17 protein-coding genes are annotated in these 25,942 nt (G+C 54.1%); 6 read left to right on the top strand and 11 right to left on the bottom strand.

The window, feature by feature from the left end:
* Positions 1 to 234: 234 nt before the first annotated feature.
* Positions 235 to 2,085: a BspA family leucine-rich repeat surface protein gene (locus tag PT275_RS06980; RefSeq protein WP_277153571.1), complete on the bottom strand. Its 1,851-nt coding sequence runs from the start codon at positions 2,083 to 2,085 to the stop codon at positions 235 to 237.
* A gap of 262 nt (positions 2,086 to 2,347) precedes the next feature.
* On the opposite strand from PT275_RS06980, the gene PT275_RS06975 reads away from it, so the two are divergent.
* Positions 2,348 to 3,694, top strand: coding sequence for a putative ABC transporter permease (locus PT275_RS06975; protein WP_277153570.1), 1,347 nt, complete (start codon positions 2,348 to 2,350; stop codon positions 3,692 to 3,694).
* A 117-nt stretch (positions 3,695 to 3,811) separates the two neighbouring features.
* Here the strand turns inward: PT275_RS06975 and PT275_RS06970 are convergent, their stop codons facing one another.
* From PT275_RS06970 to PT275_RS06945, 6 genes are all read right to left on the bottom strand, one after another.
* On the bottom strand, positions 3,812 to 5,125 hold the full coding sequence (locus tag PT275_RS06970) for a ribonucleotide-diphosphate reductase subunit beta (RefSeq protein WP_277153569.1): 1,314 nt from the start codon (positions 5,123 to 5,125) through the stop codon (positions 3,812 to 3,814).
* 248 nt (positions 5,126 to 5,373) lie between these two features.
* Positions 5,374 to 6,171, bottom strand: coding sequence for an SDR family oxidoreductase (locus PT275_RS06965; RefSeq protein WP_277153568.1), 798 nt, complete (start codon positions 6,169 to 6,171; stop codon positions 5,374 to 5,376).
* 293 nt (positions 6,172 to 6,464) lie between these two features.
* The gene (gene nrdE, locus PT275_RS06960) at positions 6,465 to 8,624 is read right to left on the bottom strand and encodes a class 1b ribonucleoside-diphosphate reductase subunit alpha (protein WP_277153689.1); all 2,160 of its coding nucleotides are present in this window, start codon (positions 8,622 to 8,624) and stop codon (positions 6,465 to 6,467) included.
* Between the two features lie 240 nt (positions 8,625 to 8,864).
* A complete protein-coding gene (gene nrdI, locus PT275_RS06955) occupies positions 8,865 to 9,332 on the bottom strand; it encodes a class Ib ribonucleoside-diphosphate reductase assembly flavoprotein NrdI (protein WP_277153688.1) in 468 nt (155 codons plus the stop codon).
* Positions 9,333 to 9,616: 284 nt separating this feature from the next.
* Positions 9,617 to 9,892, bottom strand: coding sequence for a glutaredoxin-like protein NrdH (gene nrdH, locus PT275_RS06950; protein ID WP_277153567.1), 276 nt, complete (start codon positions 9,890 to 9,892; stop codon positions 9,617 to 9,619).
* Between the two features lie 732 nt (positions 9,893 to 10,624).
* Positions 10,625 to 11,527: a TetR/AcrR family transcriptional regulator gene (locus PT275_RS06945; RefSeq protein ID WP_277153566.1), complete on the bottom strand. Its 903-nt coding sequence runs from the start codon at positions 11,525 to 11,527 to the stop codon at positions 10,625 to 10,627.
* Positions 11,528 to 11,946: 419 nt separating this feature from the next.
* Between PT275_RS06945 and PT275_RS06940 the strand changes: the two genes are divergently transcribed.
* The 3 genes from PT275_RS06940 to PT275_RS06930 all read left to right on the top strand — a co-directional run bounded on the left by PT275_RS06940 (position 11,947) and on the right by PT275_RS06930 (position 19,239).
* Positions 11,947 to 13,794, top strand: a complete 1,848-nt coding sequence (locus PT275_RS06940; RefSeq protein ID WP_277153565.1) for an MFS transporter — start codon at positions 11,947 to 11,949, stop codon at positions 13,792 to 13,794.
* 325 nt (positions 13,795 to 14,119) lie between these two features.
* Positions 14,120 to 18,271 (top strand): hypothetical protein, encoded by a 4,152-nt coding sequence (locus tag PT275_RS06935; RefSeq protein WP_277153564.1) that lies wholly within the window; start codon positions 14,120 to 14,122, stop codon positions 18,269 to 18,271.
* A gap of 398 nt (positions 18,272 to 18,669) precedes the next feature.
* A complete protein-coding gene (locus tag PT275_RS06930; protein ID WP_277153563.1) occupies positions 18,670 to 19,239 on the top strand; it encodes a helix-turn-helix transcriptional regulator in 570 nt (189 codons plus the stop codon).
* 8 nt (positions 19,240 to 19,247) lie between these two features.
* On the opposite strand, the gene PT275_RS06925 is transcribed toward PT275_RS06930, so the two are convergent.
* On the bottom strand, positions 19,248 to 20,369 hold the full coding sequence (locus PT275_RS06925; RefSeq protein WP_277153562.1) for an ATP-binding protein: 1,122 nt from the start codon (positions 20,367 to 20,369) through the stop codon (positions 19,248 to 19,250).
* Between the two features lie 694 nt (positions 20,370 to 21,063).
* Between PT275_RS06925 and PT275_RS06920 the strand changes: the two genes are divergently transcribed.
* Complete coding sequence (locus tag PT275_RS06920; protein WP_277153561.1) at positions 21,064 to 21,651, top strand: helix-turn-helix transcriptional regulator; 588 nt, start codon at positions 21,064 to 21,066, stop codon at positions 21,649 to 21,651.
* A gap of 295 nt (positions 21,652 to 21,946) precedes the next feature.
* On the opposite strand, the gene PT275_RS06915 is transcribed toward PT275_RS06920, so the two are convergent.
* The 3 genes from PT275_RS06915 to PT275_RS06905 form a co-directional block, all read right to left on the bottom strand.
* Positions 21,947 to 24,205, bottom strand: a complete 2,259-nt coding sequence (locus tag PT275_RS06915; RefSeq protein ID WP_277153560.1) for a S8 family peptidase — start codon at positions 24,203 to 24,205, stop codon at positions 21,947 to 21,949.
* Entirely contained in the window at positions 24,198 to 25,259 is a 1,062-nt protein-coding gene (locus PT275_RS06910) for an ATP-binding protein (RefSeq protein ID WP_277153559.1), read from the bottom strand. The genes PT275_RS06915 and PT275_RS06910 overlap by 8 nt, the downstream gene beginning before the upstream one ends.
* Before the next feature lie 138 nt (positions 25,260 to 25,397).
* Positions 25,398 to 25,583 carry a hypothetical protein gene (locus PT275_RS06905; protein WP_277153558.1) on the bottom strand — a complete coding sequence of 62 codons (186 nt, stop codon included), beginning with the start codon at positions 25,581 to 25,583 and terminating at the stop codon, positions 25,398 to 25,400.
* Between PT275_RS06905 and PT275_RS06900 the strand changes: the two genes are divergently transcribed.
* Positions 25,582 to 25,746: a YjzC family protein gene (locus tag PT275_RS06900; RefSeq protein WP_277153556.1), complete on the top strand. Its 165-nt coding sequence runs from the start codon at positions 25,582 to 25,584 to the stop codon at positions 25,744 to 25,746. The genes PT275_RS06905 and PT275_RS06900 overlap by 2 nt on opposite strands.
* Positions 25,747 to 25,942 lie beyond the last annotated feature (196 nt).

The following is a 25,942-nucleotide window of genomic DNA, read 5'->3' as shown; positions in this document are numbered from 1 at the left end:
CGACCGGCCCGTCGGGTTCCCGCTTGTGCTCACTGCCACTGACGATGTATCACCATATTGGGTGCCCTGAATCTTTTAGTCCAAAGCGAATATATTTGTCTGATTGGCAAAAGTGGAGCATTGCGTCGGCAGTGTAATGCGTCTGGCGTAAGTATGGCGGGAACGCCGTTGTTGCCTTTGTTCCCGCCATAGTGTGTCTGATTATCAGAGTTGCGGTAGGTTATCTCGATTGATTCAGATTGATCGGCGGTGGGTTGAGGATTGGCGTAAGGATATAGCCAAACCGATAAGCGCCATGGTGATTGCCGTAATGGCGAGGGTGAAAACCGACGAGCCGGTGCGCGCGAGCTCGCCTTGCTGCTGGTCATGCCCCTGCTGCGATTCGGTCGTATTGTCCGTTAGCTGCCGATCGGAAGCTGTCGTTATCGTTCCGGGTTTCTCTAGGAGCGCCGGTGTGTGAGTTGGGCTATGCAGCGCAACGTCTTCAGTTCCGGCCGTGGTCTGGCCGGTATGAGCAGGATTCGTATGGATTGGCTTGTGGCCGGGTTGCGTAGGCGCTGTCGGATTGGCGCCTGATTCCGCGTTGTCGGCGGATGTATCGGTTCCGTTTCCTGTCGATTCTGCACCGGTTTCTTCGGATGTGGTCTCGTTTCCTCCGGTTCCCGTGGCCTCGTCAGTCGGCTCGGTTTCGCCGCCAGGTGTTTCCGAATCGCCTTCGCCAGTTGATTCGCCTTCATCGCCACCTTGGCCTGTCTCCCCTTCGCCGGGTGCTGTCTCGCTCTCGCCGGTCTCCGTCCCGTCGGCGCCGGTTCCCGTTTCACTTCCATCGGCCCCTGTTTCGCTTCCGTCTGGCGCCGTTTCGCCTTCGCCCGGTGCCGCTCCGCCTTCGCTGCCTGTACGTTGCCAAATCGCGTGCATGGTGGTGTCATCGGTGCTATCGCCGTCATTGTCCAGCGTGAGTATGGAACCGCTCTGATAGTGCGGTTCTGAAGCGTCCTCGTTATGCGCCCAACCTGCCAAAGTGTGGTCTTTCTTGGTCATTTCGCCCGGTCCGGGCATCTCGAATTTGGCGGGGGCGCCGGGCCAGGCGTCGCGGGTCAAGGTGGCCGGGGCGGCACCTTGCGCTCCGTTGGCGTTGAACTTCACCGAAACCTCAGGCTTGCCGTACCACGTTGCATTGGGCGAATCCTGTCCGAAGCCGAGCGCGGGATCACCTGTCCAATTATCGTCCTGACTTTTCCAGCTGGCAGAAGGTGCGTTGGCCTCATCCTTGAATGCCGCATTGGCTCCGACGCGGACGAAGCGCAGATTGGTGCACCCTTCGAACATATTGTCCATTCGCTCGTTTGCGTTGATTTTGCGGGTGTCGAAGCCGGAAAGGTCGAGTCTCCTCAGCGCCTCGTCGCCTTGGAACATGGAATTCATGGTGAACACGTTCTGCGTGGAGAACGAGGACCCCATGTTGATTGACATCACGCTTTTCATCCCGCCGAACATGTGGTTCATGTTGGTGACGTTCGATGTGTCGAATTTTTGTTCCAGATCAAGGGTTTTGAGCGTGGAATTCGAGGCAAACATATAGCTCATATCGGTTACGTTGCCGGTGTCGAATTTGTCGCCGAGGGTGATGCTTCCCAGCGATGGGTTCTTATAGAACATCTGGTTCATATTGGTCGCGTCACTCGTGTCCAAACCGGTCAGATCGATGCTGGTCAGATACGGCATGTCGAAGAACATCTTGGACGAGTCGACGTGGGCCTTGACGGGCGAATCCACCGTTACCCGCTTGACCGAGTATCTTATGGTGTACCAAGGTCGGGTGTTTGGCAAGGTACCCACCCGCTCATATTTGCTTCCGAGATGCAATTCGGAGCAGTCCGAACTTATCTCCCAGTAAGCGTCGGTTCCGAACGGGCGTTTGCCCGGTGTGCAGTAGGCCCGGGACGCCGGCGTCTGCTCGGCGTCGTATGGACGATGTTCCGCGGCCACCGCGGTTTGCGGTGCGAGGGCGAGCCCGATTGCGGCGGCGATTGCAACGGCTGTTATGTTTCGTTTATTTATTGATTTTTTCTGATAGTTGGTCATTTTTTTTCTTGTCTTCTGGTTGTTCGCGTAGCGTGCGATTGCGAAAATCGCGGTTTTTGATTATGCGCGATGACGTCACGCCATCCTTGGTGTGATATATGGCCAATATATCTGATTTCAACGTACCGGTTTTATAAGACAAAGGACAATAAGTCGATGAATTTTTATGAACCCTTAAAAAGCCGAATTTGGACACGACCACCACGCTTGGTAGCCTTGTAGGAATTGCAGGAAGACGTCATCCGGGTAAGGGGAGTGGACTATGGGGACTGCTCCCGATAACGAAAATTCAAAGGAATCGAGCGCTTCGAAGATGTTGCGAGACTCGGCGCAAACTTCGGCGAACGCCCTGGGCAAGGCGGCCAGCACCGCTGCGGATGCCGTCGTTCATTCGGCCACGAAAGCCGCAGAAGGTGTCGGTGACGCCTCGCGAAACCTTGCGAACCATGCGTCGCAGCACCTGACCTTGATCGGCCGGATCTATGGCGTTTTGGTGCTGCTGGTCGGTCTGGTCGGCGTACCGTATGTCGGCTATGAGATTTTCGAAGGCGTCCGGAAATTTGTTACCGGCCGGCTTCACGCTGACCCGCTCGACCTGACGTTTATACTTACCTGCGCCCAGGCGGTTGTTTCGTTTGCCAATGCCGTCGCTTTGATTGTATTTGGCGTCATGTTGCTGCGCGATATGCGCAGGCACGCGGCGCGATGGGCGTATGTGATGATGGCTGTGACATTTGTTCAGGGCATGTTGTCGCTGGCGCTGCAAGGTATCGGCCTCGGCGTGGGGCTTTCCGTGATTCAGGTCGCCATCTTGGTAGCGCTCGCCATTGCGCTCGATCCAGCATTGATCGGCGAACGCGCCGTGCAGCGCAAGCTCAAACGGATGGACGAGCACGATGAATACATCGAGGCGAAAGGCGCGGGCATGCTCGGCCGTGACCCGAGCGGCAAAGGCTACGTTGAGCTCAATGTTTTCAACGTGTTCTGGCTTTTTGTGGTCGGCTGCGTCGGTGGGCTCATCGTCGAGGAAATCTATCATCTCATCTTCTTCAACGAATGGCAGGACCGCGCGGGGTTGATCTGGGGCCCGTTCTCGCCGATTTACGGGTTCGGGGTCGTGGTACTGACGATGTGTCTGAACCGGCTTTGGCACGCCAACGCCGTCCTGATTTTTTTCGCCAGCGCGATTATCGGTGGAACGTTCGAAGCGTTCGTCAGCTGGTTCATGCAGGTTGCTTTCGGCGTCATCGCCTGGAATTATTCAAATGACTGGCTGCCGCTTTTCGGCGGGCGAACCAGCGGCAAATACATGGTTTTCTGGGGATTGGCCGGCCTGATCTGGCTGCGTGAGCTGCTTCCCCGCATTCTCAAATTCATCAATCTCATCCCGTGGAAGTGGCGTTACGCCCTGACCGCCGTTGCGCTGGTGCTGATGCTTATCGATATCGTCGTCACCCTGATGGCGCTTGATTGCTGGTACGGACGCGTCGCCGGCCTGCCGCAGACCTCGCCGGTCGCCCGATTCTTCGGCGAGCATTTCGGCAACGCCGTGATGAAGCAACGCTTCCAGACCATGAGCATCAACCCCCAGTGGTCCGGCCGTGGGTGAAGGTGGTTTGTTTCCGGTTCTGCCTATTGTATTACTTTTAATTTATACTATGAAAGTCGAATAGTTTTGCCGTGGCGAGCTCTACTGTAACAAGCTTTTGCATGCTTGTGCCAAGGTTTAGAAATCCCAGTCGTCGTCGCTGGTTTCTTCGGCCTTGTTGTCGGCGGTTGTGTCGGTTGAGGTCGTGGAAGTCGGAGCCCCGGCTGCGCTCGCGGAATTGGTCGACGCAAAGCCCGCGCCGGCGCTGAACAGGCCACCGGACTTGATCGTGTCCGTCAGTGATTCCATATCGTTGAGTTCATCGATGACGGCCGGGTTCGGCTGGCTGATCTCAGCGGGGAACAAGGTCGGATAGCCCAAGTAGGAGAGCGCTTTGTTGGCGTTATGGCTTAGGAACTTTTCCGTGTCGTCTTCAAGACTCAGATCGGCATATGGCAACGTGTAGCTGTAATCTTCCTCGGAGAAATACAGGTTGTTCGCAAGGTCATAAGTGTACTGGCGCATGGTTTCGCGGGCGGTGTCATTGAGGGGGTCAAGCTTGCGTTGGTATACAGCGCCAAGGTATGAGCTGGAAGTGACGATATCACGATTGATCAGACGGATGATGTCGGCAGATTTCGTCAGTGTCCCGTGGCTCGAAAGCCACATTGGCAGATAGAAGCCGGACTGAACGACCAGCGCTTCTGCAAGCACCGCCGTCGCAAGCCGCTTGAGGGTTCCGAGGTCGGGGACACGGCTGGCGGCAGAATCGTCGCCATTGCCGTTGGCGGAATCTGAGGCCAAAGCGTTTGGTGCGGCAATCTCTGTAGGCAACGAAATGTTTGCCGAATCAGCAGTTGCATCTGGGTTTGGACCCGGATTTTTATCCCGATTGGTAGCTGCGGCCGCGCCATTGATGGCAGTGGCATATGCGTCATTGAGCAGTCTTAGTTTTTCCTGCATTGATTCGTTCTGCTGTACCCATGTGAACGGGGACTGAGCGGCATCATTGGCATTTTTGGTGTCGTCTGCAGTTGCGGAATCGATTGAACTTGCGTAACTGCCGGCGTCAGTGTTGTGTGCGCCGCCTGTTTTACCGGCATTCTTGCCAAGTTCGGCGATAAGCGTCGAATAGGCCTTGGTGTGTATTGATTCGCCGAATGCGATAGCGGTCAGTACCGCTTGGCGTGTACCAGTTTCATCCTGGCCGGCATCGGCGCTCAAGGCGCTGGTCGCGCTGCCTGCCTGCAAGGACTCGACGCTGGACAGCCCCGCGAAAATGCGGACAAGCGCAAGCCGTTCGGTCTCGCTCAGCCCGCGCATGTCCTCGGCGTCATCGGCGAGCGAAACCTGTTCCGGCGTCCACAGGTTCGCGCTCATGGTGTTGAAGGCATCGCGATCCGTGTCGGCGTCCGTACCGACGAGATTCCAATTAAGCGGGGTGAAAGTCATGAAAATTCCTTCGGATGTGAATGTGCCAATGCTGTTTAAAGGATACCGGTTCCCGTTCACCGGTACGCCCACAGAAAGACCTCCACAAGTGCAATGCCCGAAACCAACCGAACGCCTCATCGGTGTGCCTGCAGAAAGATCCACCGTGTCCAGAGGTCTATCTTAAAGGCCGCGCCGTCACGAATCGAGGTCCTGATCTTTTCGAGACGGCGCCGAAGGATTAGCCGAACGCGAGCATTCCCAGCGTTCTAAAGCGCAGACCGGGTGTCGTTTTCGTAGGAATTGCGTCCTTGTCCGGTCGCTGCCGTGGTGCCGCCATCGACGGGGACCACCAAACCGGTCAGATATGCGGCGTCGTCGGAGGCCAGGAACAGTGTAATCCCCACGCAATCATCGGGTCTGCCGGTGCGTTCCAGCGCGACGCGCTGCGTATAGGGCGCCATGCGTTCGGGATCGCTCCACACTTCCTGGTTGATGTCGGTTTCGATGAAACTTGGTGCGAATGCGTTGATGCGCACACCCTTTGCGCCGTAGTCGAGGGCCACGCAGCGCACGAAGCCGTTCATGGCGTGTTTGGTGGAATTGTAGGCCGTCTGCCCCCAGTCGCCGTACAGGCCGGAAACTGAGGTGTTGACCACGATGTTGCCGTGCGATTCGATCAGATAAGGCAAGGCTTCCTTGGTCAGATAGAACAAGCCGTCGAGGTTGACTGAGAAGAGCTTGCGCCACATCTCGTCGGAGACATGTTCGATTTCGCCGCCCTCGAAGATGCCGGCATTGGAGACAACCACGTCGAGATGACCAAATTCGGCGACGACCGATTGTACGAGTCCCTTGACCTGCGCGTGGTCGGAAACGTCGGTGATGTGAGTGTGGCCTTTGTCGTAGCCGTTCACCGTCTCGTCAAGAGGTCCTTGCCGTAGCCCTACAGCCACCACGGTCGCGCCGTTGTCGAGAAAACCTTGTGTGACGGCCCGTCCGATGCCGGTGCCGCCGCCGGTAACGATAACGACTTTTCCGTTGAAATCATACGTGTTGTTGGTCATTCAAACTCCTTTGTCTAAATACATTTCTCAGATTATTCGAAGTTCCAGACATATCGTTTGGGTTCAGGACAAAAATTGCGGCCATATTCCATGTCGAATGGTTGGAATATGGCCGTTTAAGGGTAGAAAGCGTTGAGCCTCAGACTTGATATCGGAGCTCAATAATAATCGTTTTTGAGAGGAAAGATTTGTGGTCTTTGCGATTGGGGCTCACGCTAACCCGTGGTTACCGAAAGAAAGATGGGAATACGTACACTATCTTTTGGTAACCGCGGGTTAATGTGAGCGCAGTTTTAGAGCATGCAGCTGACGCAGCCCTCGACCTCGGTGCCCTCGAGCGCCTGCTGGCGGATGCGGATGTAGTAGAGGGTCTTGATGCCCTTGCGCCAAGCGTAGATCTGCGCCTTGTTGAGCTCGCGCGTGGTGACGCCGGCGGGGAAGAAGAGGGTCAGCGAAAGGCCCTGGTCGACGTGCTGGGTGGCCTCGGCGTAGGTGTCCACGATCTTCTTCCAGCCGATTTCGTAGGCGTCTTGGAAGTAGTCGAGGTTGTCGTTGGTCATGTACGGCGCCGGATAGTAGACGCGGCCGACCTTGCCTTCCTTGCGGATCTCGATCTTCGAGGCGATCGGGTGGATCGAGGAGGTGGAGTGGTTGATGTAGGAGATCGAACCGGTCGGCGGCACGGCTTGCAGGTACTCGTTGTAGATGCCGTCCTTCAGGATCTCGTCACGCAGCGTCTCCCAATCGGAGACGGTGGGGATGTGGATGCCGAAGCGCTCGAAGAGGTCCTTCACGGTCTGGGTCTTCGGGTCGAGCGAGCGGCGGCCATCGGTGTACTTGTCGAAGTAGTTGCCTTGGCCGGCCGGCTTGGCGTAATCGGACTTGTCGAAGGTCGCAAAGGCGTGGCCGCGCTCGACGGCCAGCTTGTGCGAGGCTTTGTAGGCGTGGTAGGCCACGGTCATGAAGTACATGTCGGTGAAGTCCAGCGCCTCTTCCGAACCGTAATACATATGCTCGCGGGCGAGGAAGCCGTGCAGGTTCATCTGGCCCAAGCCGATGGAGTGGCCCTCTTCGTTGCCGCGCTTGATGGACGGCACGGAATCGATGTGGGTCTGCTCGGAGACAGAAGTCAGGGCGCGAATCGCGATCTCCACCGGGTCGGCCAAGCCGCCGTCCATCGCCTTCGCGATGTTCAGGGATCCCAAGTTGCAGGAGATGTCCTTGCCGACGTGCTTGTAGCTCAGGTCGTCGTTGTAGGTGGACGCTTCCTGAACCTGCAGAATCTCGGAGCAGAGGTTCGACATCGTGACGCGGCCGTCGATCGGGTTGGCGCGGTTGACGGTGTCCTCGAAGAGGATGTAGGGGTATCCGGATTCGAACTGCACCTCGCCCAAGGTCATGAAGAACTCGCGGGCGTCGATGTAGGTCTTGTGGATGCGGTCGTCGTGAAGCATCTCATCGTACTTTTCGGTCACCGAAATATCTGCGAACGGCTTGCCGTAGACGCGCTCGACGTCGTAGGGGGAGAAGAGGGCCATCTTCTCCTTGCGCTTGGCGAGCTCGAAGGTGATGTCGGGGATCACGACGCCGAGCGACAGCGACTTGATTCGCGTCTTCTCGTCGGCGTTCTCGCGCTTGGTGTCGAGGAAGCGCAGGATGTCGGGGTGGTGCGCGTTCAAGTAGACGGCACCCGCGCCTTGACGTGCGCCGAGCTGATTGGCGTAGGAGAAGGAATCCTCGAGCAACTTCATCACCGGCACAACGCCGCTGGACTGGTGCTCGATGTGCTTGATCGGGGCGCCCTGCTCGCGCAGGTTGGTCAGGAGCAGCGCCACGCCGCCGCCGCGCTTGGAGAGCTGGAGGGCGGAGTTGATGCCGCGGGCGATGGACTCCATGTTGTCCTCGATGCGCACGAGGAAGCAGGAGACGGGCTCGCCGCGCTGCGCCTTGCCCAGATTGAGGAAGGTCGGGGTGGCGGGCTGGAAGCGCCCGGAAAGGATTTCGTCGACGTACTTGACGGCGAGCTTTTCGTCGCCGGCGGCCAGCTCAAGTGCCACGGCGGCGCAACGCTGCGGGAAGTCCTCGAGGTACTGCTTGCCGTCGAAGGTCTTCAGCGCGTAGGAACGGTAGAACTTGAAGGCGCCAAGGAAGGTCTCGAACTCAAAGCCGAAGTCCTCGACGTGCTTGTAGAACGAGTCCAGGAATTCGGGGGTGTACTGCTCGAAGACCTTACCGTCGTAATACAGATTGTCGATCAGATACTTTAGACGTTCGGCGGTGGAGCCGAACTTCTTGGTGTTCTCGGCAACGTGGGTGTTGATATACGCGCGCTCGGCCTCCTTGTCCTTATCGAACTGGATCTTGCCGTCCTCGTCGTAGAGATTGAGCATCGCGTTGAGTGAGTGGTAGTCGTGCTCCGGGTCGAAACCGGTGTCTTCGACGGTGTTGTCCATGCTCAGCGCTGTGTCGTTGAGAGCCATTTGTGTTGTTCTCCTAGGTGTCGCGGCCAAAGCTGCGGCGTCGGTTGGTCAATAAATATAAAATTTTGAAATTTTTCAGCGGGCGAGTTTTAAAGGCAGCTAACTCGCAAAGACACCCACTTGCCCGATTTGCTTCGCATAAATGCGTGTCGCCCAATGCCAAGTGGCAGAAAACTTCAACGACGCTGCGTCCTATTACCGCCCTTGCGTGTCCTATTCCTTCTTCGCGTCGAGGAAGAAGTCGCGGACGCCTTCGCGCACCTGGCGTTGGTCGTCCGGCGTGCCCAAGAGTTCGAAATTGTACATGAACGGAACATGGCATTTCTTGGAGATGATGTCGCCGGCGGCGCAGAAGGCCGTGGCGAAATTCCTGTTGCCCGAGGAAATGACTCCGCGAATGAAGCTGCGGTTCTTATGTCCGTTCAAAAACTTGCGGATTTGCGGCAGCAGTGCTTTCTGGATATTGCCGCCGCCGTAAGTCGGCACGATGAGGACGTACGGTTCGCGCACTTGCAGCGGCGTCTCTTTTGGACGCAGCGGGATGCGGTAGACATTGATGCCCTCGTCGGGGAATCCGCAGCTTTCGATGAAGCGTGCGGTGTTGTTCGAAACCGATGAGAAATAGACCACGGCACCGATGTGATCGCCCTTGGCTTTGGCCTCAGGGACGCTCGGCGTAATGCATTCGTCGTCGTAAGGCTTAGAGGCTGTGGCGGAATCGGCTGCATCGGTCGTGCTGTCTGCTGCGTTTTGGTTGGCTGTCGTGTTCGCGCGTTGTGCGCCGGATTCGACGTGTGGGCTGGCCGCGTCATTGCCTGCGGCACTTTGAGCGGTCGTTGTGCTTCCGCTTTGTGCGCCGGATTTAACGCGTGCAATGGTGGCGTCATCGATACTCGCGTCCGCCATCGTCGCCTTCTTTCCAATATCCATCTGGTTGGTTGGGATTGTCTGGTTCATCGTTCCGACTAGGCGAGAACGGTCTGCGCTGTCTTGGCGTCGGCGGAAGTCTCGACGGCGCTGGTTGCGAGCTGCTTGATGAGATCCGGGCGGTAGCCGCTCCAGGAGGCGTCGGGCGTAATGACGACGGGTGCCTGGCGGAAGCCGGCCTGCGTGAGCTGTTCGAGGGTGGAGGGGTTTTCGGTCAGGTCCACGGTTTCAAACGCGATGTTCGCGCGGTTCAGCTGACGCTTGGTCGCCTCGCACTGTGGGCAGCGTGGTTTGGTGAAAACGGTAACGGTCATCGTAGCCTCCGAATTGATGTTTTGTAAGCTTTCAAGTGACCAGACTACATGGATGTAGTTCCAAACTGAACCCCAACTTTTAGTAGCGTGTCGCCTGGATAACCACTAGATATAGTGTCTAATGCCCCTAAAGGCATATGGCACAAGGGCAGCCGGATTGGCGTTGGCAAAAAACCATTTCAGCCGGTGTGCGCTATCTCACAAAAGAGGGGCGCTGTCGAAAATAGACAAGTGGATTGATGTGCAGAAACGTGGATACGTCGGTGGATGAATAAGTGTTTTTCCGCTGGTTCCGCAAAGTTGATATCAGCGCGTCTGTCGCTTGTTGTAGGAAATCGGTGGACGGCGATGAAAGTAGGTAAGTAGCGGGCCAAAATGCTGCTTCCGCGAGGCCTAACTTAATCTGGCCAACTCTTTTCGGCCTGATACCCCAGATGCGCTTATCGCAACTTTGCAGGAGCATCTCGATTAATGGGGCATCGGCCAAAATGTGTGTCCAAGATTAGTCCTGAGGCATTGAGGGAGTAGCGGAAGAAGGAATTCGAATCTCTGTGCCCTGTTCTTAAACAGCTTTTATGCCATAGGACAGAATGCTTTGAAGCCCATTTTGGACACACGTTTTGGCCTTATACCCGCAATAACCGTCAAGATATGGTGATTCGGGACACCTAAATATAATGAACGATGGCGAGTGGACTGCAGCCGAAATGGCGGTGAATTCGGCTCCCTATTTCAGTTGTCTTCGCGCAGTTCCTTGACGATGGCACGGATGGCGCGCTCGATGTCGCTGATTTCGTCGGCTCGGATTTCGCGTGTCTGGCCTTTGCCGCTCAGCAGCTTCATCCCGCTGGAAACGAGCCCTTCCGTCACTGCGATGCCGACCTGCGGATTTTGTGGGCATAATTGACCCCATGCAGCAACGATGGGCGCGTTGACCCGTTCGTGCAGGCTGGGTTGGGTGGGTTCGAGCGGCTGGTCGTTCGGTGTTTGAGGTCCTCTCGGCCGGGTGGCTTTCCCGTGGTGGACCGGGCAGCCGGAATAGTCGCCTGAAGCTGCGGGGTAACCCTCCGCCAATCGCCGATTGCCTGAAACTGCGCTTGGTGAAGTTTTTCCGCCGCAGTATTCGGCGCTTCGGCCGTCGTTTTCGGATTCATTTCCGTTTGCTGCATCCCCGTTTTGGTGATGTTCTGTAGAGACGTCATCGGCGCTATCGCCGCCGCCATCGGCTGTCGCGTCCCCGGCTTTCGGCCAAAGTTTCTTGTCGTCGCGATAGGTCTGGGCATCACTCAGCGGTATTTGTGTCATCCAGTCGTGGCCCTGCAATATCGACTGCTCGAGATTGATTTTCACCCACTGCACGATGATTTCGGCCGGGTCAGTGATGTCGCCCAGGCCCTTTTCCAGCGCCGCGACCCACTGCGGCATATGCCGTGCCATAAGCTGCCGGCGCAGATCCTTCATGTCTTTGACGTAGCGATAGATCGAATTGCGCGCAATGCCGGCGCCCTTGCTGACGTTGGCAGGGGTGAGCGCGTCGCCGCCCTGCTCACGCATGATTTTTTCCGCCGAATCGAGCAACGCGTTCATGGTGTGACGGCGATGTTCCTCAAGATTGGCCTCGTTGATGCGTGGCATATTGTCCCTCTCATATTTTCGCAGTGTGACTGCTGACGGCACTGTTCCGTTCCATAGTAGCCTTTCGTCTTGTCCGCGAGCTGTTGTTGCTGATCGTGCGAGTGTTCAGGGATTTCCGGCGAAGGGGGTACGGGAGTGCGTGCCTTCCTTATAGAATATCGAAATAAAATATAAAGTGTCAGAAAATGCTAAAATGCTGTTTCGAATATCTGATCGACTTAAGAATTTGCTCTGATTCATTTTGTTGGGTGGGATTTCGGCGCAGCGCGGCCCGTCGATTTGCGTACTGCAAAACGATGGGGTATAGTCACTCAAGGTTTGCGACAATGTGTCGCAAAAATATACACCTACTAAAAGGCTGCCTTATTCGGGCAACCCCGGTTTATAATCGTCGTCATTGTTATCGAGAAAGAATACTTATGGACGAACAACAGAATGGACAGGCTGGGCAGGGCCTTGGGCAGGCGGTGAAGGCCGATGCCGCAAACGTCGCTTCGGTTGCGGCGGGTAAGAACGCAGAAGTGAAAGCGGCTACCGATACTGCCGCCAACGTTACTTCCGGTGCTTCCCCTGCCGCCAGTGCTCCCGGCGCTGCCGTCAAGCCGCCGTGGAACGCGCTGTGGGTGCTTGCGCTGGCACTCGCGATGATCGTGCTCGACGGCTCCATCGTCAATGTCTCGATTCCGGTGATGATTCGCGAGATCGGCCTGAACCTGACCGATGCGCAATGGGTCACCTCGCTCTACAACATCATTCTCGCGGCGCTGCTGCTGCCGTTCGGCAAGCTCGGCGATCTCAAAGGCCGCAAGCTGACCCTGCAGGTCGGCGTGGTCGTTTTCGTCGCGGGTTCCGTGCTTGCCGCCTCATCCAACGGTGCCACGCTGCTGTTGAGCGCCCGCGCGGTGCAGGCCGTCGGCGGCGCGCTGGTGATGCCTTCGACACTTTCCATCGTCTCCGCTTCGTTCCGCGGCAAGAACCGTGCCATCGCGTTCGGCGTTTGGGGCTCGGTGATGAGCGCGGCCGCGGCCATCGGCCCGTTCCTCGGCGGGGTGTTCACCCAGACCATCGGCTGGCGCTGGATCTTCCTGGTCAACGTGCCGCTGGGCGTCATCGTCTTCATTTCGGCCATTTTCTTTGTACCGAAAACCGGCGGTAAGGCCGGTGCCTCTGCGATGGGTGCTGCTGCGCAAAAGCTTGCCGCTGCCGATTCCTCCAAGTCTCTCGCCAAGCCAGACGGTTTCGACCCGCTGGGCATCGTGCTTTCCGCACTGGGTTCCGCATTCCTGCTCTTCGGCCTGATCGAAGGCCAGACTTACGGCTGGCTCAAACCCAAGGGCGACTTTGGCATCGGCGGCTTCAAGTGGGGCGCGAGCTGGCCGGTTTCGGTCATTCCGATCTGCATCGTGCTCGGCATTGTCTTCTTCGCGCTGTTCATTTACACCGAAAACAGCCGCGCCCGCCACGCTCGTCCGGTGATGCTCGACCTGACGCTGTTCCGCATCCCGACCTTCGCGATGGGCAACATCGCCGCCGGAGCCATTCAGGCCGGCGAATTCGTCATCATGTTCGTCCTGCCGCTCTACCTTATTAATGTGCGCGGCCTCAACATGATCCCCACCGGCGCGCTCCTGGCGACCATGGGACTTGGCGCCATCGTCTCCGGCGGTCTTGCGCGTCCGGTCACCGCGAAAATCGGTGCCCCGCATACGGTGCAATTTGGCCTGATCGTCGAAATCCTCAGCGTCGTCATCCTCATGGCGATGATGCGGCCGAATCTGCCGGTCGCTTGGATGCTGATTCCGTTCGTGCTCTACGGTTTCGGACTCGGTTTCGCCGCCGCCCAGCTCACCAGTCTCGTGCTTTCCGAAGTGCCCGTCACCCAATCGGGAGAAGGCTCCGCGACGCAATCGACCGTCCGCCAGCTTGGCACTGGCATCGGTGCGGCGCTTGCCGGTCTCGTACTTTCCGTCATGGTCACGAACATCGCGCCGACGGCCCTTGAAGGTGTGCGCGGCCTGCCCTCGCAACTGGTTTCGGGACTCACCATATCGCTCGACGCCTCGGCCGGCTCGGCCATCGTCGGCATCCGTGCCCAAGGCACGCACGGCAAGCTTGGTGCCCTCGGCCCGCAAGTGGTCGACGCGATGACCTCGGCCTTCACCCGATCGAGCCAGTGGACGCTCGTCGCCGCCATCGTCCTCCTTGCCATCGGTCTGATCGCTTCAGTTTGGGTCGCCCGCGCCGCCAAGCGCGACGAGGTGGCATAGTCTTTGCATAATTAAGATTTCGTCATTTCGCAATCATGCCCTGCCAAAGATATCTTGGCAGGGCATTTTTCATGTTTTCGTCGAAGCGAGTCGAGAACTCATTCATTGTTTTTATTAGACAATTGCTTGCTATGTTTGCTTTGTAATGGGATCGGGAAGTCGCAAAGAAATAAAAGATTAGACGAATCGTTTAAAAACCTAGACATACCAGAGTATATGTCTAGATTTTGCAGTACATTACATTTTAATGATGCGGAATTAGCATTTGTTTGAGTTCCTTAATTTTTTGTGTCAGCAGAGATAATTGGTTGAAGGAAAAGGTTCGATGATGAAGATTCGTCATTTGGCATCATGCATGGTGGCATTATTGGCTGCTGCGGCGACATTGGTGGTCCCTCAGTCCGCGATGGCCGTTCCGGTGGTGCAGGATAGCCAGGATACGCAGGATAGCCAGCAGTCGTCAGCCAGAAGCTCCGGAGAAACGCAGACGCAAGATGTACCTGCCGTTTCAACGCAGGGTGACCCGCCCAACCCGGCAGGCCCGCTGCCTCCGTGCGCGCCTACTGGTCCGCAGACTTTCAATGGCGTGAGTTGGGAGATCAAACAGGTCGGCACCGAATGTGAGATGGATTTCGGTGGTGGCGACTTCCTGTATCACCGAACTTCGCCATACGGTCTTTATGTCTATGCTAATAATGAAACACAAATCCCGTGGATCGGGCAAAAAATTACGACTCCGGGATTCACCGATAAAAGCATCTCGGAAATGGTCACCAAGGTCAAGGTGACCGCTACGTTGCGTACTTATGATTGGGCTTTTGCCAATTTTACCCATGCCACATCGATAGAAGGTCTCGACAAGGTAACGCTTGATAATTTCTATGATTCGCGATATTCGAGTATGACGGATAGTCAAGATTTTTCGTGGAGCAAAGCGGGTCGTCAGTTCTACCATGACTATTCCCTGACCGAGTTGGATTTATCAGGAACGACGATAGTCCGTCATAATTCGACTTGGGCCTACGATGCGGTTTTCGCGGGGGACACCAATCTGAGAAGGATCAGAATCGGTAATAATCCTTTCCTGAAAAGGGTGGACAGAGGCTACCCCTCGACGTGGATTCCCGATGCTACATTTACGGGTCTGCCTCTCAAATGGTTTAGAGATGCCCATACCGGCCATACGACAACTTCCTTCGCGAATTTTAAAAAGAAATGGTATAAGGAAGGCACTTCTACCTATAAAACACCTGATACAGATGGTCTTCCTAAAAATTCCACCCCTGTCTGGTGGTATCGCGAGGATGCTATGCCTAAATCGACTTCGCTCTCCTTCGATAGCAACGGTGGAATAGGCACCATTCGGAAAATTCAGAAGCAGTACATTCCTGCGGAAGGCAAGGGCGTTGCAGCTAAGCTGCCGGATGCGACCAGTGGCATTTCAAGACCTGGGTTCGATTTGCTTGGGTGGAGCAAGAATAGGACGGATACGGTTGCGCAATACCAGCCCGGTGCGGAGGTCACGTTGCCGCTTGACGGTGTTGAAAACCAGACGTTGTATGCCATCTGGGGCAAAGTGACGCATGTGCCGGCCATTGACGACGTGGCGTCGACGATCACCGTGAGCGGTACGTTGGAGAATCCCGCGTCGAGCGATACGGTCGTTGCGGATATGGTCAAAGACGGTAGTGAAAGCACGCCTGACGGGACGACCGGTAAACCGGCCGATTTTGCAAGTCTGACGATTCCCGGCGGCAGTACTGATGGCAATTGGTATGCCGGTTTCAAGGCGTCGCAATTCAGCGATGACGTCGGTGACGGAGCGGATTATCTGTTCCGCGTGCATATGGTCACTTCCGATCACCGCAAGAGCGGAAATGCGAAGATAGTGAAGCATATCGATTTGGTCCCGCCCGGGGTGGTTGATACGCAGGCCAGTGCTGAAGGTATCAGCGGCAAGGTGATGACTTCCGCCGATAACAGCAAACAGAACCATCGCAAGGCGGAAGCGCATGCGACGGTGACCGTGAAATGGCAGAAGTCGGACGGTGAGCCGATGGCGCAGGATGAGGTGCCGGATTCGCACCCGGCTGTGAACACAACCACGGGAGAGTTCTCACAGTCCTGGCCTTCGAGCGCTGCGCCGGGCGACAAAGCGGTGGTTTCTGCTGTCGACGAAGTGGGGAATATCTCCAGGTCCGCGACGCTGGTTATGCCATTAAGCGGTGTGCCGGCTCCTGTGGTGACAGATGTGTCAGTGACGACGCCGACCACCGGGGCGACTCCCGATGCCACGGTGACGGTGAACGGTACCGCCGCCGATTTCGTGACGGGCGACACGATAGCTGCCAGCGTCGTACCGAAGGACGCGGCCGATGGCACTGCCGGTTATACTGTTCCCGCAGGTAATGTGACTGTGGACGCTGGCGGTAACTGGACCGCGACGGTACCGGCTTCGGCGCTTTTGGGGCAGACGGCGGATTCTGTCGGCAAGGGTATCGAATATACGTTCCGTGCCAAGCATCTCAGCGGTAGCAACACGTCCAATTTCGGCAAGAAGAACGCAACCGTCGACGTGGTGGCTCCGGGCATTACGGATACCCAGGTCAACACGACGAAGGTCAGCGGGAAAGTCAAGACTTCTGTCGACGGTTCGGCTCAAACCGGCCTTGTGGCCGAAGCGGGCCATGTCACGATTAAGTGGCAGAAGGCCGATAACTCGTCGTTGCACGCGGATACGACGCTGGACGCAGATACGGTGACCGGCGCATTCTCCGCCGACTGGCCGAGCGGTGCCCAGCACGGCGACAAGGCTCTGATCACGGTGAAAGATGATACGGGCAACACCTCCGAGACCACAACGCTGACGCGGCCGCGAGGCATTCCGACGGCACCTACGGTGAGCAGCACGGTAGTGATTACGCCAACGACCGGCGCGACGTCCAACGGCACGGTGACGTTCAGCGGTACCGTCAGCGGACTTGAGTCCGGCGACACCGTGAAGGCGGACGTGGTGCCCAAGGGCACTGCTGGTGCGACTCCTGGCACTGGCCCGTCTTCCGATGTGAGTGTTTCCGGCAGCGACTGGACCGCAGAGTTCCCGGCATCCGCCTTCGCTTCCGACACCACCGGTAAAGGCAGCGACTACACATTCCGCGCGTGGGTCGAAACCAGCGAATCGACGAAATCTTCGCTCGCCAAGCTGGACAAGCATATCGACCTGGAGGCGCCGTGGGTATCGAACGAGGCCGGCCATGCCGTCGTCTCGAAGGACGGCGAGGTCTCCGGCACGGTGGTCTCCTACGACAATGAAACGACTCGAAGCGGCCCCGTCGCAGAGTCCGGGGATACGGTGACGCTGACGTGGCTCGAAGCCGATGGCGCGACACCGGAGCCCAGTGTCACGGTCTCCCATGAGACTACGGCCGCGGACGGCACGTTCTCTGAGAGCTGGCCGACTGGCGTGGATGCCGGCGACAAGGTGGGCATCGCGGTCAAGGATACGACCGGCAACACTTCGGAGATGCAGGTGTTCTCGTTGACGCGCACCTCGACGCCTCCGCCGAGCCCGTCGACTCCGCCTAGCCATGGTGATGGAAGTCCTTCCACGCCTCCGAGCGGCCCTGGTCACGATGGTGGTTCTTCTCCGAGCCATGGCGGCGGCAGTTCCACGCCTTCCGGCGGTCCTGGGCAGAGCGGCGGTTCCGGCCATGGCGGTTCCGGTGGCGATCACAGCGGTTCCGGCTCTGAGGGCTCCGGTTCTGGTTCCGGAGATTCTGATCACGACGGCAACCATGGAGGCTCCGGTGACCAAGGCTCTGATCATAGTGGCAGTCATGGTGGTTCCGGCGACGAAAACTCCGGCAACCATGCCGGTTCCGGTTCCAATGGCTCTGACCACAATGGTTCGGGTAATGAAGGCTCTGATGGCGATGGCAACGGATCTGGTGAGGGTACCAGTGGTTCCGGTTCTCAAAACGCTGGCCAGCATGGCGCTTCCGGTGATGGCCATGGTTCCGGCGACGAAAACTCTGGCAATCATGATGGTTCCGGTCGTGGTGGTTCCGGAAATCATGGCAGCACGAATGGTGACGGATCTGGCTCTGGTCCCGACGGTCATGGCGGCGTAGCCGGTGACGGCTCCGGTCATGGTCTCGGCAATGGTGGTTCCGGCGTGCTTGGTGCAGGTTCTGCTGACGGCTCCGGCTCAGGAAAAGGTGCCGGTTCCGTCTCCGGACAAGGTTCGAGGTCTGGCGCAAACGGCGGCAATTCTGCTGTTTCCAGCGCGGAAGGCAGCTCCAAGGGTGCTGGCGTCAAAGGCCAGAGCGCCAATGCTTCGAAGGATGGCAGTTCTTCGAGCAGCCTTGTTCCTACAGGCTCTGCCGTTATCGCGATTTTGGCGGTGGCGCTGCTGCTGCTCGTTGGCGGCTGCGTCCTTGTGCTCGTGAGCAAGAGGCATGCATCGCGTCGTGACTAAACCTGTCGGTTGTTGCTAAGCGGGGCTCAAGTGGAAACGGATACAAGCGTGTTCCATTTGAGCCCCGCTTTTTGTCATATCGGGGATAGGTAATTTGTCTGGTCCGGATTACTTCTTGCGGGGCCCATAATGCAGAGAAATGCAAAAGTTGTTGCAAGTCTCGAAATCGTTGGAATTCCGCCCTGTCAAAGACTTTTGGCAGGGCTTTTTCGCGTTCCTGCTGGGAGTGTCCGGGCGCGTTGGGTTACGTTGGAATTGTCGGAACGGTTGCCGGTGGTTCGGGCAAGAGTATTCGTTCGATATCGCAAGAAGCAGGGGCGATTTGAAGTACTCTTGAATGAGCGCATGGCAGCGAAGCGGAAGCAGTTATATGACGAGCAAGACGGAAGGGTGCGACGATGGCGGTGCAGATGCAGTTGGGCGGTCAGATTCGTGACCATCGTGAGGCGATGGGCTTGTCGCAGGACGATTTGGCCGGCAGGATCTTCGTCTCCCGCCAGACGGTCTCGAACTGGGAGACCGGCCGTACCTATCCTGATGTGCAGAACCTGTTGCTGCTGGGCAATCTTTTCGGCATCACGCTGGATGAACTGGTCAAAGGAGACGTCGAGAAGATGAACGAGGAAATCAAACGTAACAGGCGGAAAATCCTATTCTGGACGATCGTAATGTGGGTTTTGTTCGCATTTTGCGTCGTATACGCCTTTGTTGACGCTTATACGCGCGGGCGATATTGGAACAAATGGTGGAGCCTTATCGTTATTCCTGTGGCTTTCGCCGCTGCCGGTTCGGCCGTTCATTGCGACAAATTGCAGAAAAAGCTCGATGTCATAACGTTCAGGGAGCTGCTGGCCTATGTTTCCGGCAAACCCGTGGACCGCACCCATCGCAACAATGTTGTGTCCATCGTTGCAGGCGTGCTGCTAGTCGCGCTTTTCATCGGAGTCTATATCTGGCTGAGTTGGTGAAGTGGTTATTATTTCAGCAAATAATCCTTAGCCGAGACGAACCGGCCGTTGGGGGTGCGGAAGCTGGAGCCGCCTCGGTAGATGACTTGCCGCTGCTCGATTGGGATATCAAGGTCCCGGCCGACGGTTTTCAAGTGACGGAAGAAATCGTCACGCGGGGTGATGCCGGACTTGATTTCAATAAGCTGCGGCGAAACGGAGTCGGTCATGTCCATCAGGTCGACTTCCACGCCGTTGGAATCGCGATAGAAATAGAGCCTCGATTCGCTGTTGGCGTTGAATCCGCGCTTGAGCGTCTCCTCGATGATGAGGTTCTCGAACACGGCTCCGCGCTTGGGGCTTCTGACTAATTCGTCGACGTTGCGGATGCCAAGCAAATAGCAGAGCAAACCCGTGTCGTAGAAATAGAGCTTCGGCGTTTTCGTTAGTCGCTTCCGAGCGTTTGAGAAGTACGGTGGCAGCAGAAACACGATATAACTGGCTGCGAGGATATTCAGCCATTCTTTCGCGGTGTTCAGCGATATTTGTGATTCTCTGGAGAGATGCGTCGTGTTCAGTAATTCACCGGAACTCTGTGCACAAAGCCTCAGGAACGTCTCGAATGATGAAAAATCGCGAATATTGGAAAGCGTACTCACGTCGCGGCGGACGTATGTTGACAGATAGCTTGAATAGAACGTCCCTTCCGGTACGTCAGTTTCGTAAAGGTGTGGGTACCCGCCTCGGAAGGTGAATTCGTCGACGCTTGGAACGCTTGGAACCCCTTGGGCTTCTTTGTAGCTGAGCGGCAGTAATTCCAGAATCCCCACTCTACCAGCCAATGATTCCGTGATGTTTTTATTCATTAGAAAGTTCTGTGATCCGGAAATCAGATATTGTCCGGTCTCGTGGCGCTCATCCGAGACTGCTTGCATTTCTGGGAACAAATCGGGCGCGTATTGCATCTCATCGATGAATGAGTGTACTGGTTGCGTGACCATAAACCCTTCAGGGTCTGTATTGGCCGAATCCCGTAAGCGTCCGAGTTCGAGATTGAGGTAGGTGTAGTCGGGAAATGCGTTGCGGAGCAAGGTTGATTTTCCTGATTGGCGTGGCCCCATGACGGAGACGATAGGGAACCAGGTTGCCATTTTCTTGACTTCTTCAGTGAGCAATCGAGGAATCATAATCGCGCTTTCTTATGATGATCTGTCAATTCGAATTATGTAAATCTGTCAGTTTAGGTTATGATAATCTATCAATTCAAATTATGCAAATCTGTCAGTTCAGATTATGATGATCTGTCAATTCGAATTATGTAAATCTGTCAGTTCAGATTATGATAATCTATCAATTCAAATTATGCAGATTGACGATTAGAGCTTATGCAAATCTGTCAGTAGAAATTATGTTAATCTGTCAGTTCAAGTTATGCAGATTGTAAAATTCAAATTATGCAAATCTGTCAGTTCAGATTATGTGGATTGTAAAATTCAAATTATGTAAATTGTCAACTAGGGCCTATGCAAGTTGTCGGTTTCATTTTATGTAAATTGACGGTTTGAGATTATGTGATCTGTCAATAGGTGATGGTTACTCGTGACAGACATATCTCTAAATCGTTGGAATTCAGCCATGTCAAAGACTTTTGGCAGGGATTTTTCGCGTTCTGGCTTGGTGCGTCCGGGCGCGTTGGGTTACGTTGGGATTGCCGGAACGGATGCCGGCGGTTCAGGCAAGAGTTCTCATTCGGGATTGCAAAAAGCAAGAATGATTTGAAGTACTCTTGAATGGGTAGGCGGCAGCGAAGCAGCTACATGACGAGCAAGATGGAAGGGCGCGACGATGGCGGTCGAGATGCAGTTGGGTGGTCAGATTCGTGATCATCGCGAGGCGTTGGGCCTGTCTCAGGATGACCTTGCGAGCAAGATTTTCGTCTCGCGTCAGACGGTTTCGAATTGGGAGACCGGCCGCACCTATCCCGACGTGCAGAACCTCCTGCTGCTGGGCAATCTTTTCGGCATCACGCTGGACGAACTGGTCAAAGGAGACGTCGAAACCATGAATGAGGAAATCAAACACAATCGGGAGCAAATGCTCCTTTGGTTTGCGGTGTCTTGGGTCTTGATTGCTATATCGGTGGTTTCGTATTGTATTTTCGCGATCGTGCCGCATGCCAATGGCGAAAGCCCGGTAGGATGGCTTAGTTCTCTGGGCTGTTTGACTGCCGCGTTGGGGCTTGGTGCTTCGACGCGTCTCGGAAAATTGGAGAAAAACGTCGATGTGAAGACGTTCCGTGAGCTTGTGCAGTATTCGACGGGTCAAAAAATCGACCGCACCCATCGAAATGACATCCTTCCTAAGGTCATCTCGGTCATCATCGTTGTTCTCTATGCGGCCGTCCTGATTTTGAACGATATCGTCTGGAGATAGCTCGTCTGTTTTTCTGCAGTTAACAAGAAAACTTATACAGATTGACTAATAGGACTTATGCAAATTGATCAGTAGCTTTCATGAAAATTGTATAGTTCGAGGATTGGATAGTATATATTGCAACGTTTAGTGACATTCACCGGATTCAAACGAATCGTGATTCCCGCGTCTCTAAAAATAACATTGCTGCTGTTCGATTTGAAGAATTCTGTATTTTTTAAACGAAGTGACCCCGGAGTTTCATGATGTTTCGCATGAGTGACTTTCACGGGGCCTTGCATGTGTGAGCTTGTTTTTAGTCCGTGTCTCCAGTCTCATCGCCGTTGTCATCAAAGTCGATTTCAGCTTCAGATTGCTGATAAAGTTCAATACCGGTATTCATGTCAATTTCGTTCACAATCCATGGTTCAGGTTGCAGCTCACACCTCTGAATGAATTCACGGATTCGATTGCGTCCTTTCATCTCTTTCAGGGTCACCACGATTCCAAATCGTAGGTCTCTCTTTTCCTGAGTGTCAGAACGTGTTGTTGACCGTATCTTGAATCCCCAATATGGTTGTCCTAAAACTTTTCGAGGTATAAAACGGCTTTTTTCAACATCGCCCAGATGCTTGACATTGTCCCACTTTCGATACAGTTTACGTGCCGATCCTTCATATACGTTCGCTCCAGGGTCGCCTTGGACGTTTTGATCAAGGGAATCGACGCCGTTTTGCTTGACTCTTCCGAAATGGAAATCGAGCTCGGTGTCCGTGTAGTCCACTCCTTGCTGTCGGCTGCATTTTGGGAAATAGCACAAAGTTGCACGAGCAGTGTATTGATATTTGTCATCTGTTATTGGAACCGGGATGCGATAGTTTGATGTTTCGAAGGTTTTAGCTGTGTCTTCTATGACAAATCGTATTTCGTTGGATGGGGTTTTTAATATGTCTTGAATTTTCCGCGGGACGATTCCGTAGCCGAGTTTTGTACTGTTGGTATTGACGCTTCCCCATGCTGAAGCTGAATCGATAAGGAGTGCTTTTGCTATTTCACGGGACAATCCCATGGTTTGTATGAGAAAAGCCATTTTCCTGGCAATCCAAGGTGCCGCAAACGAGGTTCCGGCAGTTGTAGTGATGCCATCGGGCGAATAAACTGCCATGCCATCTGAATTGTCTCCGCCAAAACAGGAAATGTCTGGTTTCCTGAAGAATTGGAGGACAGGACCTTCTCGTGTATAGCTTGCAGGTTCGTTGAGGCTTGATGAGGAATTGACAACAATTGAATTGATTGAATCTGCCGGTGAGCCTATTCGTTTTGGACGGTTTGGGTCGTCTCCTAGTAGTTTGTTAGTGCCTGCAACGACGAAAACCACGTCATAACGATTTTGCAACTCATCAAGGAGTGCTGCTTCTGGAGAGATGAAGTTTGTGGGTGCTTCATATATGGAGCCTAGGCTTAAATTCCATACTTTAATATCTTGATTTTGAGCAACAATACCTTGGATTGACTTGAATATAGTGAAGGAGCTGTTCTTGTCAGCGGTTGCAACGGCAAAATGTCGTACGCGGAAACGGCCACAACCATCATCAAGTTCTGGATTTAAACGTGGTCCGTCAACGATGATTGATGAGACTTCGGTACCATGGCGGTAGTCTCTTTGATCTTCATCGAATTCTAGATTGAGCTCGTCATGGTATTCGACCCAATCCTTGAAATATACGGTTTTGTCGAAGCATGTATCAATGACGCCGATGATGGGTTCATTGTGAGGCTCTGAAATTTCTAGTGTGGAACGTTGTCCGTTTGTACTCTTTTCGAATTTGAACTCTGTAATATCCTGTAATGACATGGCGATGAGATATGGGGCTTTTGTCCGGAGGATATCATATTGATCCGGCCGCAGATTTATTGTCGTCTTGTCAAGAAGGTTCGCGTCGATAATATCGAGGCCTAACTCATTAAGAAGTTGCACGGTTTCTTTTTTGGTGTCATAGATAGTGACCAAAGATGAACGGTTATTTTCTGGCGCTTCATTTTTGACGCCGAACCTGCCGATAGCATGTACATCGCAAATGATTTGCGCAAAAGACGACTTGCTCAGGCCGAACCGGCTTGCCGATGTCGATAGGCCGTTTTTAGTGATTTCGCTGAGTTCAGTATCAGTTATTTCGTTGCCGTACTCATTGAGTGTATCAACACAGCGTTGCAAGTCGGTGATTGTCGACTCAATCGCTGTTAATGGCACGCAATACGTGATGACGTGGTTTGGTTTCTCTTTTGGCCCTTCAAAGGTAGCTCCAACAATTGAAGTGCTTGCGAGGTGGTTCGGGTAAGAAAGCAGTTTTTTAATTCGATTGCTTTTTGCTACGACAGTACGGTAATGAACTTCGACGAGTGGATCGATGTTTATTTGTCGTGTCTGCCAGAACTTGAGCACTGAAAATAGCTGCTGCTTTTTCTGGAGTATTTCATCGGTAGTCGCTTTTGTGTGAGCGGGCAGGTGCGCTGGTCCAGGTGCCGAGCCATTTCCGTGATGTAAAGTGCCCTTAAGGCGAAGGATGTTATTCATTCTTACCTCTCCTCGTTTCTCGCGATACAGTGCTTCTTGGGATACCCGTTAGTGTTTCTACTTCCCGCACAGTGAAACCTTGTGCCCTGAGTTTTTGAGGGTCGGTAAGTACGGCGTTTCCGTTTGGTATTAATGAGGTATAGATTCGGCGGAGATAATCGAATTCGTCTCCTGGTTTGCTGAACGCAATCGAAGAGCGAATGATGTTTTTCATCTCGCCGGGATAGGGAAGTTTCGGCGCGAGATTCATAATTTTTTTAAACAGGCGGATGTTCTTACCGATAAAGGAGAATTGTCCTGCATATTCATTCATGATATTTGTGGCGACATCAGATAAGTCACTTTTCGTGTAACGTCCGAAATCAATAACCGCATCAAATCTGCGAATAAATGCCTTGTCGAATTTGCTAAACAGATTAGTGGTTGCGAATAAAACGATGTTCTCAGGCAGGTTGTCCATCTGTGTAAGCAATGTCGAAGTTGCTCGACCCATTTCGCGCACGTCATGGGAATCTACGCGGTCTAGGGCTAATGCGTCAATCTCATCAAATAGAATTACCGTTCTATCCGGTTGTGTGAAGCTGTTGATTTCCGCAAAGAGGCTGGTAATATTTTTTGCAGTTTGGCCGAGTCGGCTATCAATCATCGCGCTGAAATCAACAACGTAAAGTTCGCGCTGCAGAATTGATGATATTTGTTTAACCGATTCGGTTTTACCGGTGCCTGCAGGGCCGTGGAAAAGAAAGCGATGAATGCCAACGTTTCGACCTATAGCGTTAATAAGTCCTTGAATATCCTGTGCTATGGCTGTTGGTAAAGGTAACGATGTTTTCACAACCGGCAATTTGTTGAGAAAACCTGAGTGAACATCGGATTCTGTCGATTGTGGTACAAAAGTGTTTGTGCCGGAAAGCAGCGCTATGATGTACTCCGCTAGCTGAGAGTCTCCGGAGTGATCGAAATCTTTGGCAATGTTGTATGCTTCGTTTCTGAATGCGGCATCGTTGTGCTCTGAATAATATCTGATGAGATTGAGCACGTCGCGTTTCTTCATGACTTTCACCTAATTCTTGAGGTTTGGAACCATCTGTTAGCTAACAAGGATTATAGCATACTTTTGCAAAGTTTTGTCCCAATATTTAAAATAATGTCCCAGATTATATTTTTGTGATATCGTTATGCCAGCGACTTGTCATGCTGCAACAAGTCGGATAATAAAAGCTTCGGCCTGTTCCAGCAGGCCGAAGCTGCAAAATTGGCTTATGCTGTCGGGCGCGTTTAAGCAACTGTAACCGTATAAATGCGTTGTGGCAAAGGGATGATGGAATCTTTCAGCCCCTTCCGGCTTCATAAGCTTTTGACTGATAGGAGTCAACATGACAAAAGTATATAAGCCTGGTGAGGATAATCATCAACCTGGTTCTTATATAGAGGTTGGACCGAGGGGAGGGGCTGTGCCGAATCCCCATATTGTGACGATAGGGAATGGGGATCGTCTCCCTCCAACCCAACAGCCAGGCCATGGTTGGCAGCATCGGTGATTAATGTGTGCTCCGCCCAATGGGCGGGGCCGCATGTCGTATCGAACTGGAATCAAGTTGATTAAGGCCTCTATGTGGCGAATCGATGCTTATGCGTGAGTTTTCAGATTTCTACCAAGGTATGATTTTTTTGATTTATCTGTTAAATCCTTGAAATTCCAGCGTTTCATGGCTAATAAATCTCGAATTTCAAAAA

The organism is Bifidobacterium sp. ESL0745, from assembly GCF_029433335.1.
Classification (GTDB): domain Bacteria; phylum Actinomycetota; class Actinomycetes; order Actinomycetales; family Bifidobacteriaceae; genus Bifidobacterium.
Note: the sequence above shows the minus strand (reverse complement) of the source record. Positions and strands in the feature narration are given on the sequence as shown.

Coding starts and splice junctions, on each gene's coding strand:
- PT275_RS06980 (WP_277153571.1), bottom strand. CDS start 2,085: ATGACCAACTATCAGAAAAAATCAATAAATAAACGAAACATAACAGCC.
- PT275_RS06975 (WP_277153570.1), top strand. CDS start 2,348: ATGGGGACTGCTCCCGATAACGAAAATTCAAAGGAATCGAGCGCTTCG.
- PT275_RS06970 (WP_277153569.1), bottom strand. CDS start 5,125: ATGACTTTCACCCCGCTTAATTGGAATCTCGTCGGTACGGACGCCGAC.
- PT275_RS06965 (WP_277153568.1), bottom strand. CDS start 6,171: ATGACCAACAACACGTATGATTTCAACGGAAAAGTCGTTATCGTTACC.
- nrdE (WP_277153689.1), bottom strand. CDS start 8,624: ATGGACAACACCGTCGAAGACACCGGTTTCGACCCGGAGCACGACTAC.
- nrdH (WP_277153567.1), bottom strand. CDS start 9,892: ATGACCGTTACCGTTTTCACCAAACCACGCTGCCCACAGTGCGAGGCG.
- PT275_RS06945 (WP_277153566.1), bottom strand. CDS start 11,527: ATGCCACGCATCAACGAGGCCAATCTTGAGGAACATCGCCGTCACACC.
- PT275_RS06940 (WP_277153565.1), top strand. CDS start 11,947: ATGGACGAACAACAGAATGGACAGGCTGGGCAGGGCCTTGGGCAGGCG.
- PT275_RS06935 (WP_277153564.1), top strand. CDS start 14,120: ATGATGAAGATTCGTCATTTGGCATCATGCATGGTGGCATTATTGGCT.
- PT275_RS06930 (WP_277153563.1), top strand. CDS start 18,670: ATGGCGGTGCAGATGCAGTTGGGCGGTCAGATTCGTGACCATCGTGAG.
- PT275_RS06925 (WP_277153562.1), bottom strand. CDS start 20,369: ATGGCAACCTGGTTCCCTATCGTCTCCGTCATGGGGCCACGCCAATCA.
- PT275_RS06920 (WP_277153561.1), top strand. CDS start 21,064: ATGGCGGTCGAGATGCAGTTGGGTGGTCAGATTCGTGATCATCGCGAG.
- PT275_RS06915 (WP_277153560.1), bottom strand. CDS start 24,205: ATGAATAACATCCTTCGCCTTAAGGGCACTTTACATCACGGAAATGGC.
- PT275_RS06910 (WP_277153559.1), bottom strand. CDS start 25,259: ATGAAGAAACGCGACGTGCTCAATCTCATCAGATATTATTCAGAGCAC.
- PT275_RS06900 (WP_277153556.1), top strand. CDS start 25,582: ATGACAAAAGTATATAAGCCTGGTGAGGATAATCATCAACCTGGTTCT.
- PT275_RS06905 (WP_277153558.1), bottom strand. CDS start 25,583: ATGTTGACTCCTATCAGTCAAAAGCTTATGAAGCCGGAAGGGGCTGAA.